We start from the raw sequence: 16,593 nt of genomic DNA on the forward strand, positions 1-16,593 counted from the left end.
GTGAACGCATCACGCGTCCGCACCGGCCCCATCAGCGTCACATTACGCCAGCAGCTTGCGGCCCATCACAAGGCGCTGGATTTGGTTGGTGCCCTCGTAGATCTGGGTGATCTTGGCATCGCGCATCATGCGTTCGACCGGGTGATCCTGCACGTAGCCGGCACCGCCGAGCAGCTGCACGGCATCGGTGGTGATCTCCATGGCGACATCCGAGGCGTACGCCTTGGCAGCAGCACCGAAGTAGCCGAGGTCGTCATCGTTGCGCTCGCTCTTGGCGGCAGCGGCGTAGGTGAGCTGGCGGGCGGCTTCGAGCTTCATGCCCATGTCGGCGACCATGAACTGCAGCGCCTGGAACTCCGAGACCGGCTTGCCGAACTGCTTGCGCTCCTTGATGTAGCCGATCGCGTAGTCGAGCGCACCCTGGGCCACGCCGAGTGCCTGCGCGGCGATGGTGACGCGGGTGTGGTCGAGGGTCTGCAGGGCGATCTTGAGTCCCTGGCCCTCCTCACCAACGATCCGGTCACCGGGGATGCGGCAGTTCTCGAAGAACAGCTCACGGGTCGGGCTGCCCTTGATGCCGAGCTTGCGCTCCTTCTCACCGAAGGAGAAGCCCTCATCGGACTTCTCGACGACGAAGGCGGAGATGTTGCGTCCGCGCGGCCCGTCGGGGTCGGTGACGGCCATGACGGTGTAGAAATCGGACACACCGGCATTCGTGATCCAGGTCTTGACGCCGTTGAGCACCCAGTCATCCCCGTCGCGCACTGCGCGGGTCTTCATGCTCGCGGTATCAGAGCCGGCCTCGCGCTCGGATAGGCCGTAGGAGAACCCGGACTCACCCGCGGCCACGGCCGGGAAGTACTTCTGCTTGATCTCCTCAGAGCCGCCGATCTGCACCGGCATCGAGCCGAGCTTGTTGACCGCCGGGATGAGTGAAGACGACACGCAGCCGCGGGCGACCTCTTCGATGACGATGGCAGTCGCCAGCGCATCGGCGCCGACACCGCCGTACTCCTCGGGGATGTGCGGGGCGAAGAAGTCGGTGGCCACGAGCGCGTCGTGGGCTTCCTGCGGGTAGCGGGCGTTGGCGTCGACGTCGGCGGCGTGCGGGGCGATCTTGGCGTCGACGACCTCGCGGACGGCTTCGCGGATCGCTTCGTGGTCATCGCTCAGCTGGTAGATGTCGAACATGTCTCTCCTTGTCAGGTGATGCGTCGGCACACAGGTGCCGGGTCGGGTCGAGTGGGGGTCAGCCGTCGAGCTGGTCGAGCAGCGCGCGGCCTTTGGCCTCGGCGGTGGCCTTGAGTTCGTCGCGGTAGCGATCGAGTCGCTGCCGGATCGCAGCAGCGTCTGCTGACTCGCCTGCCCCGAGGATGCGGGCGGCGAGCAGGCCTGCGTTCTTGGCACCGCCGATCGAGACGGTCGCCACGGGCACGCCAGCGGGCATCTGCACGATCGAGAGCAGGGAGTCCATCCCGTCGAGCTGCTTGAGCGGCACCGGCACGCCGATGACCGGCAGTGAGGTGACCGAGGCGAGCATGCCGGGCAGGTGGGCCGCTCCCCCGGCGCCGGCGATGATGACTCGGATCCCGCGCTCGGCGGCCGTGGTGCCCCATTCGATCATCTCGTGGGGCATCCGGTGGGCAGAGACCACCTCGGCGCTGGCGGAGATGCCGAGCTCACCGAGCACGTCGGCGGCCGCGCGCATCGTCGGCCAGTCTGAGTCCGATCCCATCACGATGCCGACCGGGCCCGTTTTCGCGGCGGTGGCTGGCTCAGTCATGAACGGTTCCCTTCTGCAGCTGGGCCGGTGTCCCCGCCGACGAGGTGCTCTGCGCCTCCGACGCGGTGGTCCGGGTGCGGGTCGGGGTCGGTGCCGGCGATGTAGTCGGCGGCATGCCGGGCCCGGCGCAGCACCTCGGCGGCGTCGGTGCCGGTGAGGTTGACGTGTCCGAGCTTGCGGCCGGGCCGCACCTGCTTGCCGTACATGTGGATCTTGACCTGCGGGTCATGGGCCATGACGTGCAGGTAGGCGTGGTAGAGGTCGTCGCGGTCAGCGCCGAGCACGTTGACCATCGCGGTCACCGGTGCGTGGGCTGCCGGGTCGCCCAGCGGCAGGTCGAGGACGGCGCGCAGGTGCTGTTCGAACTGCGAGGTGATCGAGCCGTCCTGGCTCCAGTGGCCGGTGTTGTGCGGACGCATCGCCAGTTCGTTGACGATGTAGCCGTCTGAGGTCTCAAACATCTCCATCGCCATGACGCCGGTGACCTCGAGGCTGCCTGCCACCCGCAGCACATCGGCAGAGATCTGCCGGGCCAGCTCGGCGTCGAGACCGGGAGCGGGGGCGAGGGCCTCCTTGCAGATCCCGTCCTGCTGGTAGGTTGCCACGACCGGCCACACGGCGGTCTGGCCCATCGGCGAGCGGGCGACCATGACGGCGAGCTCGCGGGTGAAGTCGATCTTCTCCTCCGCCAGCAGCGGTGCGCCCTCGGCCAGCCAGTCGGCGGCCTCTAAGGCGGCGTCGATGACGCGTACGCCGTGGCCGTCGTAGCCGCCGCGCGGGGTCTTGAGGATGAGCGGGAACCCGATCTCGGCACCGAAGGTCTCGAGCTCCTCGGTCGAGCTCACCTGCGCCCAGCGCGGGTTCGGCAGGCCGAGTTCGTCCATCTTCGCCCGCATGATGAGCTTGTCCTGGGCGTGGATGAGTGCCTCGGGACCGGGATGGCACGGGTGGCCGGCGGCGGCGAGTTGACGCAGGTGCTCCGGCGGCACGTGCTCGTGGTCGAAGGTGAGGACATCGACGGTCTCGGCGAAAGCCTTGAGCGTGCTGTAGTCGCGGTAGTCGCCGACGGTCACATGGGCAGAGACCTCGGTGGCGCAGACGTCGTCGCTTTCGGCCAGCACGTGGAATCCCACGCCCAGCGCCTCGGCGGCCGGGGCCATCATGCGCGCCAACTGGCCTCCGCCGATCACTCCTACTTTGGGAAAAGTCACAGCACCACTGTACCCGTCACCACACCATGTGCAGCCGGAGGGTCTGCAGCCGCCGGGCATGCACGTCCGGTAATCTCGGAAACGGCAGGAACCACGGATCCCGACGACAGGCAGGTGCGCGGTCATGGAGATGCGCAAGGAGGCCAAGCGGGTCGCGAAGTTCTCCGTCGTCGGCCTCGTCGCCTTCGGCGTCGACTTCCTCGTCTTCAACCTGCTGCGCCCCGAGGCTCTGGGCATCGGCCCGATGTGGGCGAAGATCATCTCGGTTACCCTCGCCACCCTCGTCGCCTGGCTCGGTTCGCGCTACTGGACGTTCAGAGACGGCAAGAACCGCTCAGCGACGCGTGAGGCGGTGTGGTTCTTCGTCGTCAACGCCATCGGCCTGCTCATCGCGATGGCGTGTCTGTGGGTCTCGCACTACCTGCTCGGCTTCCGCTCGGCACTGGCCGACAACATCTCCGCCAATGTCGTCGGGGTCGGCTTGGGCAACATCTTCCGCTACCTCATGTACCGCCTCGTCGTCTACCGCGTGACCCCCAGGCGCCGGAAGCACCGCCGTGAGGTGCTCAACGTCGACGGTGATTGACCGCGTGTCACTCCCCGCGCCCGAGGCGGTGGCCGGCTTATGTGCGTAAGAGCGGGATCGCCAGCTCCTGGCTGGTGATGCCGCCGTGGTGACCGATGAGGGCGAGTGCCGAGGGTGAGTCGTGCTCCGAATCGACGATGCCGGTGCCAGCCTCGCAGACGACGATGACATCGCCGATCCGCTGGAGGTTCTGCGGGCGCACAGGTCCGAAGAAGCCATGGGCGATCGCCTGCTCACGGGTCATGACGAGCGCCCGGTCGGAAAGCGCCTCGGCGAAGGCGGTGTGGACGGTTTCCCAGGCGCCGGGCCGCACGTAGAGGTGCACCGCACGCGGTTCGCCGCCCACAGCACGCAGACCCTCGCGCAGGTGCGGATGGTCGGCGAGGTCGAGGCGGCCCTCATGCGGGACGTCGACCATGCCGTGGTCGGCGGTGATGGCCAGTTGGGCGTCATGCGGCAGGCCGCTGGCCAGTCGCGAAAGGTGCCCGTCGACCTCTTCGAGCTCTTCGAGCCAATGCCATGAGTCGACGCCGTGGACGTGGCCGGTCTTGTCCAGGTTGCCCCAGTAGAAGTAGACGAGGCGCCTGCCGGGCCGGCGGATCTCTTCGAGGGCGTGATCGACGCGCTGGCTCATCGTGCGTGAGCCGCGGAACCGGCCGCCGCGCAGGGATGCCTGGTTGAGCCCGCGGCCGGCGAACTTCGGCTCTCCCAGACTGACGACGTCGACCCCGGTGCTGACGAGGCGTTCGAACATCGTCGCATCCGGCACCCACACCTCGGGATCGACCTCAGGATCCCAGGTCAGCTGGTTGAACACGATCTCGCGCTCCGGGTCGAGCAGCTGGTAGCCGACCACCCCGTGGGCGCCGGGCAGCATCCCGGTGCCCAGGGAGGACAGCGAGTTCGCCGTCGTCGACGGGAAGCCTGCGCTCATGGCGAGCATGTCCGGCAGCAGCCCGCGCAGGAACGGGGCGTGAGCGGCCCGGGCGCGCAGCAGCTCGGCGCCGAGTCCGTCGATGAGTGCGACGACGACCACCCGCGGTTCGGCATCGAAGCCGAGCTTCAGCGCCCGCTCAGCAGCTCCGTCGTCGAGGATCTCCCGGGCCCCGAGGCTGATCGCGGCAGCCGGGATGACATCGGAGAGCAGCGGGGAGTTCCGGTAGTCAGGGGCTTGGCGCGTCTGCATGCTCACAGCCCGCCGGGCAGACCAGCGCTGCGGCGGGCCTCGAAGACCAGACGGCGCAGGTTGAGGGCGAAGTCGAGCGCCTGGTCGACAGCAGCCTGCCCTTCGGCCTGTGCGGAGACCCGCAGGGTGACGTCCTCGGGATAGCTGGAGCCGGAGTAGCCGTGGTCGCCGTCGCAGTCGGGGTCGCCGCAGGATTCGGGCACCGTGTCGATGCGGCGCATCGATCCCCAGCCCAGGGTGAGGGCGACCTCAACGGGGCGTTCACCGGGTTCGAAGTCGGCTGGATTGTCGTAGGTGCGGGAGATGAGGGCGTTGCTCACACGGGCGAGCGCGATGTCCTCGGTGGTGGAGAGTCCTCGGGGCATCTTGCCGAGCACGGTCTGCGGTTCATCGTCGATGTGGGTGAGCAGCAGCCGGGTCGGGGTGAGGACGAAGGCAGTGAGGTGGCGGTGGATCGCATCGAGGTCGACGTGGGTCTCCATGTGCACCAGGTGTGAGACGACCGGCTCACCGAACAGCGATTCGCTCAGCATCTCAGCGGCCAGCTGCGGATAGTACCCGGCTGACTGCAGGTCGTGGGCAAGTGATTGCGGGATCGTGGGCATGCCCCCATTGTGCCCCACAGCCCTGCCTGCACCCCACCGGCACTACCGCCGGAGTGCGCCGAGTCACTATGCTGGCGGCATGGGAGCATATCCAGCGTATTGGGAAGCCGATGTCGTCCTGCGCGATGGAGCCACGGCTCATCTGCGCCCGATTGTGCCGGAGGACGCCGCCGGTGTGCAGGAGATGCACTCCAAGCAGTCCCCGGAGTCCATCTATCTGCGCTTCTTCGCTCCCCTGCCGGTGATCCCGGCCAAGGACCTCGACCGGTTCGTCAACGTCGACTATCACGACCGGGTCGCCTTCGTCATGACGATCGGCGAGGAGATCATCGGCACCGCCCGCTATGACCGGCTCGACGACACCTCGGCCGAGGTCGCGTTCAACATCGCCGATGCCCACCACGGCCGCGGCATCGGCTCGATCTTCTTAGAGCACCTCGCCGCTGCCGCGCGGGAGTGCGGGATCAGCGTCTTCACCGCCGAGGTGCTGCCCCAGAACCGGCAGATGCTGCAGGTCTTCGCCGCCGCCGGCTACGAGGTCTCCCGCGAGTTCGACGACGGGGTCGTCGCTGTGCGCTTCGACATCGACCCGACCGAGAAGTCGATGCAGGTCCAGGAGGCCCGCGAGCACCGCGCAGAGGCGATCTCGGTGCGCCAGGTCCTGCACCCGACCTCGGTCGTCGTCATCGGCGCCAGCCGCACCCACAACTCGACCGGCAACCTGCTGCTGCGCAATCTCGTCGGCGCCGACTTCACCGGCACGCTCTCCGTCGTCCACCCGGAAGCCGATGCGGTCGCCGGTGTGCCGGCGGTGCGCTCGCTCGATGAGCTCGACGATCCGGCCGATCTGGCGATCATCGCAGTCCCTGCCGAATCGTGCGCCCAGGTGGTCCGCGACTGCGCCGCCCACGGCGTGAAGGCCTGTGTCGTCATCTCGTCTGGTTTCGCTGAGACCGGCGAGCACGGCCTGGAGCTGCAGCGGCAGATGGTCACCACCGCTCGCTCCCACGGCATGCGGGTGGTGGGCCCGAACTCGTTCGGCGTCGCCAACACCTCACCTGAGGTCTCGCTCAACGCCTCACTCGCCCCGTTCCTGCCCGAGGCGGGAACCTTGGGCCTGTTCAGCCAGTCCGGTGCTCTCGGCACCGCGCTGCTGGCCGCAGCCAAGACCCGCGGGCTGGGGATCTCGACGTTCGTGTCTGCCGGCAACCGGGCGGATCTGTCGGGCAATGACATGCTGCAGTACTGGGAGGAGGACCCGGCGACGCAGGCGGTGGGTCTGTATCTGGAGTCGATCGGCAATCCGCGCAAGTTCTCCCGCATCGCCCGCCGGGTCTCCCGGGTCAAACCGGTCATCGTCATCAAATCCGACCTCACCGGCCGGGAGCTGCCGCCAGGGCACCAGGTGCGTCTGTCGAGTCTGTCGGGCACGGCACTCGATCAGGTGCTCGGGCAGGCTGGGGTGATCCGCGCCGATACGATCCACCAGCTCTTCGACGCAGCGCAGGTCTTCGCGACCCAGCCGGCACCGCGCGGCCGGCGGGTCGGAGTGATCGGCAATTCTGCGGCTCTGTCGACGCTGATCGTACAGCGCGCCCGCTCCGAAGGGCTGCGGGTGGATTCGCCTGCTGTGTCGATGCACCCGGAGGTCAGCGTCGAGGAGTTCTGCCGGCAGTTGGAGGAGATGTACGCCGACAGTTCGATCGACACCGTCGTCGTCACCTTCACCCCCTCGGCCGGTGCTGATGAGCGGGAGATCGCCACCGTGCTGGCGGAGACGGCCGCGGCCTCGGGCAAGACGACCGTCGCCTGCTTCCTCGGCATCACCGGTGTGCAGGACGAGCTCACCGCCCGCGTCGACGACGGTGAGGGCACCACGACCGCGCACACGGTGCCCAGCTACATCGGCCCCGAAGATGCTGTGTGGGCGCTGGCCCGGGCGACCGACTATGCGATGTGGAAGAAGGCCGACCACGGCGTCTACCCGGAGTTCGACGACCTCGATGTGCGCGCAGCCCGCAGGATCATCGAACGCAACCTCGAAGGTGTCGACGCCGGTGAACGAGTCATCCTCAGCCGCGACGACTCCCGGCAGCTGCTCGCCCACTACGGCGTCGAATGCCTGCCCTACATCACCTCATACTCCGTCGAGGAGGGCATCGCCGCCGCTGAAAAGCTCGGCTACCCGGTCGCGCTCAAAGCCGTGCACAAACGGCTGCGGCACCGGATGGAGCTCGGCGGGGTGCGGCTGAACATCGACACCCCGGAAGAGCTCGCCGAGGACTGGCAGGGCATCGCCGAGGTCATCGACTCACTGCTGAACGACGACGAGGACCACGGCATCGATGTGCAGCCGATGGCCCCGCCCGGCACCGCGTGTGTCATCTCCGCCGGTGAGGATCCGCTGCTCGGACCGATGGTGTCGTTCTCCCTGGCCGGGGACACCACCGAGCTGCTCGATGACGTCGCCCACCGGGTCGCACCGCTGACCGACATCGACGCCAGGGAGATGGTCCGGTCGTTGAAGTCCTCACCACGGCTGTTCGGCTACAAGGGCCTGCCGGTGATGAACATGGCCCCAGCCGAGGACGTCATCCTCAGGCTCTCAGCACTCGTCGAGGAGTTCCCGGCCGTGCGCGAGATCGAGCTGCGGCCGATCTCGGTGACCGAAGGCGATGCGCATCTGCTCTCCGTCAAAGTCGAACTCGCCGCTGAAGCCGACCGGATGGATTCGCTGCGCCGCCGCATGAGCATGGGTTGAGAACCTCCGCACACGGCGAAATCCCGGGCTTCGCGCCGGTTTGCCGGTAGCATAGGCCTGTCGTTTCGCCCGTCGAAGGAGTCCCATGACAGAGCCGGTCGCTGGCCAGGTCGTCGATATCGACGTCTCCGAGGAGATGGAGACCTCGTTCCTCGAGTACGCCTACTCGGTGATCTACTCCCGGGCACTGCCAGACGCCCGCGACGGCCTCAAGCCCGTGCAGCGGCGCATCATCTACCAGATGGGCGAGATGGGCCTGCGCCCTGACCGCCCGCACGTCAAGAGCTCCCGCATCGTCGGCGACGTCATGGGCAAGCTGCACCCGCACTCCGATGTCGCCATCTACGACGCACTCGTGCGGCTGAGCCAGGACTTCGTCATGCGCACCCCGCTCGTCGACGGCCACGGCAACTTCGGCTCGCTTGACGACGGCCCGGCCGCACCCCGCTACACCGAGGCCCGCCTGACCGACGCAGCGCTGACGATGATCGCCGGCCTCGACGAGGACGTCGTCGACTTCGTGCCCAACTACGACTCCTCGACCACCCAGCCCGAAGTCCTGCCCAGTGCGTTTCCGAACCTGCTCGTCAACGGCGCCTCGGGCATTGCGGTGGGCATGGCCACGAACATGGCCCCGCACAACCCCGGCGAGGTCATCGCCGCAGCCCAGCACCTCATCGACAACCCCGAGGCGGAGCTCTCAGAGCTCATGAAGTACGTCCCCGGCCCGGACCTCCCCTCCGGTGGGCGGATCATCGGGCTGTCGGGGGTGCGTGAGGCCTACGAGACCGGCCGCGGGTCCTTCCGCACCCGGGCGACGGTGAAGATCGAGAACATCACGGCCCGCCGCAAGGGCATCATCGTCACCGAACTGCCCTACCTCGTCGGCCCGGAGAAGGTCATCGAGAAGGTCAAGGACGTCGTCGGGAACAAGAAGCTGGCCGGTATCGCCTCGATCGACGACTTCTCCGACCGCAAGCACGGCCTGCGCCTGGTCATCGGCATCAAGAACGGCTTCAACCCCGAGGCGGTGCTCGAAGAGCTCTACCGGCTCACCCCGCTGGAGGACTCCTTCGGCATCAACAACGTCTGCCTCGTCGACGGGCAGCCGCGCACGCTTGGTCTCAAGGCGCTGCTGGAGGTCTACGTCGACCACCGCATCGATGTCGCCCGCCGGCGCACGGTCTTCCAGCTCGGCAAGGCCAAGGACCGCCTCCACCTCGTCGAGGGACTGCTGACCGCGATCCTCGACATCGACGAGGTCATCGAACTCATCCGGTCCTCAGATGATGCGCAGGTCGCCCGCACCCGGCTGATGAGCGTCTTCGACCTCTCCGAGGTGCAGGCGACCTATATCCTCGACCTGCAGCTGCGTCGGCTGACGAAGTTCTCCCGACTCGAACTTGAGGCGGAGCAGGATGAGCTGAAGAAGCGCATCGACTACCTGCAGTCGATCCTCGACGATGAAGCGAAGCTGCGTCAGGTCGTCTCTGAGGAGCTCGGCGAAGTCGCCGACCAGATCGACTCCCCGCGCCGCACCGTCCTCGTTGAAGGCTCGCATCAGCAGATCACTGCACGCGGCCGGAAGAAGGGCTCACCGGAGCTGCAGGTCGCCGACTCGCCGACGTGGGTGCTGCTCTCGACCTCGGGCCGCATCGCCCGCACCTCTGACCGTTCGGCTCTGCCGACCGGCGGCAAGCGCCTGGCCCATGACGCGCTCGTCTCGCAAATCGCCTCGACCACCCGCGGGATCATCGGCGCGATCACCTCGAAGGGCCGCCTGGTGACCGTCGACGTTGTCGCCCTGCCGGCCCTGCCGCCGCAGGCCACCCGCCCGGGCCTGGCCGGAGGTGTGAAGGTCGGCGAGTTCGTCACCCTCGACTCCGGCGAGAAGGTGCTCGGGCTCATCGACATCACCAAGGACTTCGTCCTCGCGACCGAGCGCGGCGTCATCAAACGCGTCGCCGGAGCCGAACCGGCCAAGGGCAAGGACGCCTGGGATGTCATCAACCTCAAGTCAGGTGACACGGTGATCGGTGCCGGTCAGCTGCCCGACATCGACGCCGCCCGCGCGGTGCTCATCACCTCCAACGCCCAGCTGCTGACATTCGGCACCGACCTGCTGCGCGCTCAGGGCTGGAACGCCGGCGGCGTGACCGGCATGAAGGTCGCCGCCGACGCCTCGGTCATCGCCTTCAGCCTCATCGACCCCGAGGCGGAGAACCGTGTCGTGACAATCGCGACCGGCGAGAACTTCTACGGCGAGACCGCACTGAGCGTCAAGGTCACCGATCTCGCCGAGTTCCCCACCAAGGGCCGCGCGACCGCCGGTGTGCGTGCGCATCGCTTCCTCAAAGGTGAGACCGAGCTCGTCGCTGCTTTCGCCGGGCCCGAACCGCAGGGCGCGGCCACCGGCGGCGGTGCCCGCAAGCTGCCGGCCGAGCTGGGTAGGCGAGATGGCTCCGGCCAGCCGCTGGAGTCGAAGGTCGATGCGATCGGCACCGTTCCGCATGCCTATGGTGCGGACGCTGGTTCTGCCGCTCCCGAGGTTGAGGGCAGTGAGGAGACCGCACCCGGTGGGCTGAGCGCTGAGGAGCTCGAACGCCGCAAGCACGAGATCGCTCAGGCTCGTGATGACGACGATTCCCCTGTCGTCATCGTCGCCAGTGACGAGGACGATGCGGGCGGCGCGCTGTTCTGAGCGGCTCAGCGGCCGGGCGCGATGACTGTCAGTCCGGCAGCTTCGGCCGCAAGCGCAAGGCGTTGGTCGTACGTCAGCATGGCGTCGGCATCGAGGCGAATTGCGGCCTCAAGGTGCAACGCGTCAAGAGTCCGCAGCATCTCCATCGGCAGGAACCCAGCGTTGCGAAAGACTGCCCGGTCGAGCGCAGCGAGAGCCACTCCGTCGAGCAGCGCTGTCACATCAGTTTGGCTCAGTCCGTCGCGGACGGCGACACGACGGAGTTCAGTCTCGAGCAAGTCACTGGAGACCAACGCCGCCGAAGTGTCGTCGAGCCAGCGCTCCAGAGACTCGCTTTCCGGCTCAGGCTTCAGAAGGGCTGCCAGCGCGGAGGTATCGACGTAGACGACTTTGAGGTTCACACCCGATCCTCACGCTGCTCATCAATGAGCTCCTGCACAGATCGTTCGCTGCCCCTGCGCTTGATGCCGAGATCCGACCAGCCGCCGATGCGCTTGGCAGGACGGGTGATCTCAAGCCCGGGCACAGGCGCATCCAAAGGGATGACACGACCGACCGGGACTCCGCGATTCGTCAGCACGAAAGAGCGCCCTTCGCTCACTTCGCGCAGGACACGGCTGGACTCGTTGCGCAGCTCGCGTTGCGAAAGGCTTTCCGGTTCAGGCTCAGCGACGCTCATAACTTGAATGTAGCACCCGTGCGACGAGCACGCCTTAGCTCTGCGGTGGGCTAGCTTCTGCACCCGACTCCTGTCCCGCCATCACGCCACCTGCAGAACTTCAGGTGGTCATGCAGTTCCCCGGCGGCAATCTCGGCGCGACTGAAAGCTTTCGGGTCCGCTCCCAGAACGCCAGCAGAAAGACATGGAAGCGAATCAAACGTCGCCCCGTTCAGAGGATCAACGCAGACTCAGACGTCCTTCACAGCCACTGATGAGCTGCTACTCGTCCCCATCCATCGACAGATCGAGGCTTTCAGCCGTGCCCCGGTCCATCTGGAACATCGAGATCTCGCCGAGGCCCTGCAGGTTGATCGTCTGGCGGTTGGAGAAGACGTACTCCCCTGAGCGTTCGAGGATGCGGGCGGTCTCCCAGTCGGTGGCCACGGTGCCGGGTTCGCCGATCGCGGTGAGGCGCGCGGCGAGGTTGACCGTCGAGCCGAAGACATCGCCCAGGCGTGAGAGCACACGCCCCCAGGTGAGACCGAGGCGGGCCTGGGGCAGCTCTTTGTCGTCGATGATGAGGTCGCGGATCGTCAGCGCGATCTCGGCACCTGCCTGTGGGGTTTCGGCGACGAAGAAGACTTCATCGCCGACGGTCTTGATGACCCGGCCGTTGCCGGTGGCCACGACGTTGAAGACGATGTCCTGGAAGCGTTTCACCAGTGATGCCAGCTGTTTGGGCTCCAGCTGCTGTGACAGCCGGGTGTAGGAGACGAGGTCGACGAAGCCGACGGCACGGGCCAAGGGCATCTGGGAGTCATACCAGCCTTGCCGGTTCTCGATCGCCAGGCCTTCGGCGACGTTGACGTTCATGCGGCCGAGTGCGCCGGCGAGATTGCGCCGCCATGCGTAGACGAGGACTCGTTCGAGCGGCTTGATGCTGCTTTCGAACAGTTCGATCGCCTGCTGGCGGGCCTCAGTCTCCTCCAGGCCGCGGGTATCGGACAGGTACTCGACGAGCGTCTCCATCTGCCACACGACAAGCCGGTCGCTCGTCTGGCCGATGGCGCGGGCAAGCGAAAGCACTGTCGCCTCATCGAGCACACCGGTGTCGACGACCGAGGCGATCTCGCGCAGCGCCTTGGCGTCCTCGACGGTGAAGGCGGTCTGACCTTCGGGCACACGTGCCATACCGAGGGCACGCCAGAACTTACGGGCAGCGACCGTGGAGACGCCGGCGAGTTGAGCGACCTCCTTGCGGGTGAGCACGCGCTTGCCGCCGAGCAGACTCTCCTCGAGCTTCTGGGCTGCTGAGCGCAGCTGGTAGATCGTGTCCTCGATCTCGGCCTTCTCCCGCTCGTCGACGATCGATTCGTCGACGGTCTCCGGTACCGGCCGGGATCCGGCCAGGCGGTCAGAGAAGGCCTCCTGAGCGGCTGCGGCGACAGCGTCGAGCGCCTCGTCGCCGAGTTCCTCAGAGGCGAGGTTCTCGTCGGCGTTGGGCGTTTCGGTCATCGGGCCGGCCTCAGGTGGGTGACGTCGCCGGCGCTGACCACCTCGCGGCCGGTGCCGGTGTCGATGATGAGGTTGCCGCCGGCATCAACACCGACGGCGCGCCCGCGCACCTGGGTGTCGCCGGGCAGCTCGGCGCGCACGTCCATGCCGAGGGTGGCCATGCGGTTGCGGATCTCGTCGGCGGCCACGGACTGGGAGAACGCCTCGGCGGTTGAGGAGCCCAGCAGGAACGGGGTCGCCTGGTGCACACGGCGCAGCACCTCGGCCAGCAGCACCTCCCGGGAGATCGACCCGCCGGCCAGCGTCAGCGAGGTGGCAGTCTCGACCGGAAGTTCGTCTGCGGTCATGTCGACGTTGATGCCAATGCCGAGGATCACGGCCATCTCGGCCTCGTCGGTCGCAGGCAGCTGGGTGGCGCGGGTAAGGATCCCGCAGATCTTCTTCCCGTCAACGAGTACGTCATTGGGCCATTTCACCTGCGCTTTCACACCGGCGGTTCCCACCGCCTCGGCGACGGCCCAGCCCGCGATGAGCGGCAGCCAGCCCAGAGCCGCTAAATCGAACCCCACGGGCACCCGCATGACGGTCGAGAACGTCAGGCTGGCAGCAGCCGGGACGGTCCAGGTGCGGCCGAGCCGGCCGTGGCCGGCGATCTGATGATCGGTGCCGTACACGGCATAGTCAGCCCACTCCTCGGGAGCGGCGGCGATCGCCTCGACGAGCGCATCGTTGGTCGATGGGCAGGCGGCTGGCCACTCGATGCGCGGGACGGTGACCTCGGCGCGGGCGAGCGCGGATCGCAGGGCAGGGATATCAAAAGAAGGGCGGGAAGGAACGGTGTGCACCAGATCACTGTATGGCTTTTGGCGGCTTCGCACAACGCAGGAGGCGGGCGGTACATTAGTGCCATGACCGAAAGCACTGTGCCGCGTACCACCGCCGAACGCATCGCCGCGTTCGAATCCCGTCGTCAGGCCGCGCATGCCGGAAACGAGCGTGCCGTTGCCAATCAGCACAAGCGAGGCAAGCAGACTGCCCGCGAGCGCATCGACCAGCTGCTCGATGACGGGTCGTTCCAGGAGATCGACGAGTTCGTCCGCCACCACAACACGCAGTTCGGGATGGAGAAGAACCGGCCTGACGGCGATGGGGTGGTCTGCGGTCTCGGCACGATCGACGGACGCACGGTGGCCGTGTTCGCCCACGACTTCACGGTGCTCGGCGGATCGCTGGCTGAGGCGAATGGCCGCAAGATCGTCAAGGTGCAGAAGCTCGCGCTCAAGCTCGGCTGCCCGATCATCGGCATCAACGACTCCGGTGGTGCCCGCATTCAGGAAGGTGTGGGCTCAATTGCGCTGTTCGCTGAGATCTTCAAGTGGAACGTCGCATCGTCTGGTGTCATCCCGCAGATCTCGCTCATCATGGGCCCGTCTGCCGGTGGTGCGGTCTACTCCCCTGCGCTGACTGATGTCACGATCATGGTCGATGGGACCAGCCACATGTACATCACCGGCCCGGACGTCATCAAGACCGTCACCGGTGAGGACGTCGGCCATGAGGAGCTCGGCGGTGGACGGACCCACAACTCGGTGTCCGGCAACGCCCACTACCTGGCCGCCGATGAGACCGATGCGCTGAACTTCGTGTGCGACTTGCTGTCCTTCCTGCCGCAGAACAACCTCGACGATGCCCAGGACTTCGACGCCCCGGCCGATCTGACCATCGATGATGAGGATCTAGCGCTTGATGAGCTGATGCCGGATTCGCCCTCGCAGCCGTATGACATCCTCGATGTCGTCACCCGGGTGCTCGATGAGGGTGAGTTCCTGGAGATCTCGGAGCTGTTCGCCCCGAATGTGTGCACCGGGTTCGGCCGCGTCGAGGGCACCACGGTCGGTGTCATCGCCAATCAGCCGATGCAGCTGGCTGGCACGCTTGACATCGACGCCTCAGAGAAGGCCGCCCGGTTTGTGCGCCTGTGCGATGCCTTCAACATCCCGATCCTCACCTTCGTCGACGTGCCCGGGTTCCTGCCCGGCACCGACCAGGAGCTCGGCGGCATCATCCGCCGCGGCGCGAAGCTCATCTACGCCTACGGTGAGGCGACCGTGCCGCTTATTACGGTCATCACCCGCAAGGCCTACGGCGGCGCGTACTGCGTCATGGGCTCCAAGCAGCTGGGTGCTGATCTCAACCTCGCCTGGCCGAGCGCCCAGATCGCCGTGATGGGCGCCCAGGGGGCTGCGAACATCGTCTACCGCCGCAAGCTCAAGGCTGCAGGTGAGGCCGGTGAGGATGTCGATGCGCTGCGCAATGAACTCATCCAGGACTACGAGGATGCGCTGCTGAATCCGTACAAGGCCGCCGAGGAGGGTTACATCGACGCGGTCATCAAGCCGAGTGAGACCCGCGAGCGGATCATCCGCGGGCTGCGCGCGCTGAAGAACAAGCATGTCGATCCGCCGGCCCGCAAGCACGGGAACATCCCGCTGTGAGTGACGAGCAGGCAGAGAAGCCGATCATAACCAGCGACGCGGATCTCGACGGCATCGAGGTCACCGTCGACAAGCGGCCCAACGGCGCGGCCCTCTCGGCTGACGAGGAGCGCAGGCTGGCTCGTGCCGCTGTGGCGGCAGCGCTGGTGGCTGTGCGTCAGCTCGCCGCTGCCGCCGCCGAGGAGCCGGTCAAGAAGGCCGGTGGGTTCGCTGATCCCAGGCGAAAGATGCGCCGGCCGATGCCGGCGAGCTGGCGGCGGCGTTGATGGCACACGACCAATTGCCGGACGAGGGTGTGCTCGTAACGGCTTTCGAGCCGTTCGGCGAGCACGAGACCAATCCGACGATCGCCGCCGCCGAGGCGGTTGCCCGCGAGTGCCCGGGGGTTGTCACCGAGGTGCTGCCGGTGGAGTTTGAGGCTGCGACAGCGCGGATTCGTGAGCTCATGGATGAGCATCAGCCGCATACCGTCATCAGCTTGGGGCTGGCGGCCGGGCGGACGGAGATCACGCCGGAGCGCGTGGCGATTAACGTCATGGATGCTCCGATTCCCGACAACTCGGGCGCCCAGCCGATCGACGAGCCGGTGGTCAAGGGCGGTCCGGCCGCACACTTCTTGACGCTGCCGAACAAGGCAATCGTGCAGGCGCTCAAGGATGAGGGGATTCCGGCGAGTCTGTCGAACACGGCTGGTACGTATGTGTGCAACGCTGTGGCGTATGCGGCGGCGGAATACGCTGCAAGGTTCAACGACTCATTTTCCTCCGGTGGAGCGGTGCGCGCCGGATTCATTCATGTACCGGCGGCACCTGGATCGGGATCCGAAACAGATAAGGCACCATCGATGGTGCAGGAGGCCATCAATACCGGCATTGTCCTCGCAGTTCGAACCGCGTGCTCGACCGATGGTGACGTCCACCGCGAAGTTCTCGGGACAACGGACCAACCCTTCCAGCTCGCTGTCCCGCTCACCACATAAGCCCTGCACACACAGTGAGCACAGCCTCAACGCCGACACAGGTCCGTGAAATGGTCGCAAGGGCTCTTGCGTCAGCCTCCGAGGTCGAGGGTCTAGCGCGAGTTGCCGTA

At 66.8% G+C, this 16,593-nt stretch carries 15 protein-coding genes; 6 read left to right on the forward strand and 9 right to left on the reverse strand.

Annotation, left to right across the window (positions count from 1 at the left end):
• Positions 1-42: 42 nt before the first annotated feature.
• Genes M3B11_RS02070 through M3B11_RS02080 form a run of 3 tightly spaced genes read right to left on the reverse strand, consistent with a single transcriptional unit; the run spans position 43 to position 2,946 of the window.
• Complete coding sequence (locus M3B11_RS02070; protein WP_259875033.1) at positions 43-1,191, reverse strand: acyl-CoA dehydrogenase family protein; 1,149 nt, start codon at positions 1,189-1,191, stop codon at positions 43-45.
• A gap of 58 nt (positions 1,192-1,249) precedes the next feature.
• The gene (purE, locus tag M3B11_RS02075; protein ID WP_259875034.1) at positions 1,250-1,783 is read right to left on the reverse strand and encodes a 5-(carboxyamino)imidazole ribonucleotide mutase; all 534 of its coding nucleotides are present in this window, start codon (positions 1,781-1,783) and stop codon (positions 1,250-1,252) included.
• A complete protein-coding gene (locus tag M3B11_RS02080; protein WP_396121517.1) occupies positions 1,780-2,946 on the reverse strand; it encodes a 5-(carboxyamino)imidazole ribonucleotide synthase in 1,167 nt (388 codons plus the stop codon). Before M3B11_RS02080 ends, purE begins: the two co-directional genes overlap by 4 nt.
• Positions 2,947-3,118: 172 nt before the next feature.
• Between M3B11_RS02080 and M3B11_RS02085 the strand changes: the two genes are divergently transcribed.
• Positions 3,119-3,580 carry a GtrA family protein gene (locus M3B11_RS02085; RefSeq protein ID WP_259875038.1) on the forward strand — a complete coding sequence of 154 codons (462 nt, stop codon included), beginning with the start codon at positions 3,119-3,121 and terminating at the stop codon, positions 3,578-3,580.
• Between the two features lie 37 nt (positions 3,581-3,617).
• Here M3B11_RS02085 and M3B11_RS02090 read toward each other — a convergent pair whose 3' ends face one another.
• A complete protein-coding gene (locus tag M3B11_RS02090) occupies positions 3,618-4,766 on the reverse strand; it encodes an alkaline phosphatase family protein (RefSeq protein ID WP_259875040.1) in 1,149 nt (382 codons plus the stop codon).
• Between the two features lie 2 nt (positions 4,767-4,768).
• Positions 4,769-5,371, reverse strand: a complete 603-nt coding sequence (locus M3B11_RS02095; RefSeq protein ID WP_259875042.1) for a DUF5998 family protein — start codon at positions 5,369-5,371, stop codon at positions 4,769-4,771.
• A 79-nt stretch (positions 5,372-5,450) separates the two neighbouring features.
• On the opposite strand from M3B11_RS02095, the gene M3B11_RS02100 reads away from it, so the two are divergent.
• Together M3B11_RS02100 and M3B11_RS02105 are read left to right on the forward strand one after the other, a co-directional pair.
• Complete coding sequence (locus M3B11_RS02100) at positions 5,451-8,132, forward strand: GNAT family N-acetyltransferase (RefSeq protein ID WP_259875044.1); 2,682 nt, start codon at positions 5,451-5,453, stop codon at positions 8,130-8,132.
• A gap of 85 nt (positions 8,133-8,217) precedes the next feature.
• Positions 8,218-10,833 carry a DNA topoisomerase (ATP-hydrolyzing) subunit A gene (locus tag M3B11_RS02105; protein WP_259875046.1) on the forward strand — a complete coding sequence of 872 codons (2,616 nt, stop codon included), beginning with the start codon at positions 8,218-8,220 and terminating at the stop codon, positions 10,831-10,833.
• A 5-nt stretch (positions 10,834-10,838) separates the two neighbouring features.
• On the opposite strand, the gene M3B11_RS02110 is transcribed toward M3B11_RS02105, so the two are convergent.
• From M3B11_RS02110 to M3B11_RS02125, 4 genes are all read right to left on the reverse strand, one after another.
• Positions 10,839-11,234 (reverse strand): type II toxin-antitoxin system VapC family toxin, encoded by a 396-nt coding sequence (locus M3B11_RS02110; RefSeq protein ID WP_259875047.1) that lies wholly within the window; start codon positions 11,232-11,234, stop codon positions 10,839-10,841.
• The gene (locus M3B11_RS02115) at positions 11,231-11,512 is read right to left on the reverse strand and encodes a type II toxin-antitoxin system Phd/YefM family antitoxin (protein ID WP_259875049.1); all 282 of its coding nucleotides are present in this window, start codon (positions 11,510-11,512) and stop codon (positions 11,231-11,233) included. Before M3B11_RS02115 ends, M3B11_RS02110 begins: the two co-directional genes overlap by 4 nt.
• Before the next feature lie 261 nt (positions 11,513-11,773).
• On the reverse strand, positions 11,774-13,009 hold the full coding sequence (locus M3B11_RS02120; protein ID WP_259875051.1) for an adenylate/guanylate cyclase domain-containing protein: 1,236 nt from the start codon (positions 13,007-13,009) through the stop codon (positions 11,774-11,776).
• Positions 13,006-13,854, reverse strand: coding sequence for a biotin--[acetyl-CoA-carboxylase] ligase (locus M3B11_RS02125; RefSeq protein ID WP_259875053.1), 849 nt, complete (start codon positions 13,852-13,854; stop codon positions 13,006-13,008). Before M3B11_RS02125 ends, M3B11_RS02120 begins: the two co-directional genes overlap by 4 nt.
• 63 nt (positions 13,855-13,917) lie before the next feature.
• Between M3B11_RS02125 and M3B11_RS02130 the strand changes: the two genes are divergently transcribed.
• Genes M3B11_RS02130 through pcp form a run of 3 tightly spaced genes read left to right on the forward strand, consistent with a single transcriptional unit; the run spans position 13,918 to position 16,483 of the window.
• On the forward strand, positions 13,918-15,504 hold the full coding sequence (locus tag M3B11_RS02130) for an acyl-CoA carboxylase subunit beta (protein WP_259875055.1): 1,587 nt from the start codon (positions 13,918-13,920) through the stop codon (positions 15,502-15,504).
• Complete coding sequence (locus M3B11_RS02135) at positions 15,501-15,770, forward strand: hypothetical protein (protein WP_259875057.1); 270 nt, start codon at positions 15,501-15,503, stop codon at positions 15,768-15,770. The genes M3B11_RS02130 and M3B11_RS02135 overlap by 4 nt, the downstream gene beginning before the upstream one ends.
• Positions 15,770-16,483, forward strand: a complete 714-nt coding sequence (pcp, locus tag M3B11_RS02140; RefSeq protein WP_259875059.1) for a pyroglutamyl-peptidase I — start codon at positions 15,770-15,772, stop codon at positions 16,481-16,483. The genes M3B11_RS02135 and pcp overlap by 1 nt, the downstream gene beginning before the upstream one ends.
• Positions 16,484-16,593: the final 110 nt, after the last annotated feature.

The organism is Brevibacterium sp. p3-SID960 (genome assembly GCF_025144725.1).
Taxonomy (GTDB): Bacteria; Actinomycetota; Actinomycetes; order Actinomycetales; family Brevibacteriaceae; genus Brevibacterium.

Coding starts and splice junctions, on each gene's coding strand:
- M3B11_RS02070 (WP_259875033.1), bottom strand. CDS start 1,191: ATGTTCGACATCTACCAGCTGAGCGATGACCACGAAGCGATCCGCGAA.
- purE (WP_259875034.1), bottom strand. CDS start 1,783: ATGACTGAGCCAGCCACCGCCGCGAAAACGGGCCCGGTCGGCATCGTG.
- M3B11_RS02080 (WP_396121517.1), bottom strand. CDS start 2,946: ATGATGGCCCCGGCCGCCGAGGCGCTGGGCGTGGGATTCCACGTGCTG.
- M3B11_RS02085 (WP_259875038.1), top strand. CDS start 3,119: ATGGAGATGCGCAAGGAGGCCAAGCGGGTCGCGAAGTTCTCCGTCGTC.
- M3B11_RS02090 (WP_259875040.1), bottom strand. CDS start 4,766: ATGCAGACGCGCCAAGCCCCTGACTACCGGAACTCCCCGCTGCTCTCC.
- M3B11_RS02095 (WP_259875042.1), bottom strand. CDS start 5,371: ATGCCCACGATCCCGCAATCACTTGCCCACGACCTGCAGTCAGCCGGG.
- M3B11_RS02100 (WP_259875044.1), top strand. CDS start 5,451: ATGGGAGCATATCCAGCGTATTGGGAAGCCGATGTCGTCCTGCGCGAT.
- M3B11_RS02105 (WP_259875046.1), top strand. CDS start 8,218: ATGACAGAGCCGGTCGCTGGCCAGGTCGTCGATATCGACGTCTCCGAG.
- M3B11_RS02115 (WP_259875049.1), bottom strand. CDS start 11,512: ATGAGCGTCGCTGAGCCTGAACCGGAAAGCCTTTCGCAACGCGAGCTG.
- M3B11_RS02120 (WP_259875051.1), bottom strand. CDS start 13,009: ATGACCGAAACGCCCAACGCCGACGAGAACCTCGCCTCTGAGGAACTC.
- M3B11_RS02130 (WP_259875055.1), top strand. CDS start 13,918: ATGACCGAAAGCACTGTGCCGCGTACCACCGCCGAACGCATCGCCGCG.
- pcp (WP_259875059.1), top strand. CDS start 15,770: ATGGCACACGACCAATTGCCGGACGAGGGTGTGCTCGTAACGGCTTTC.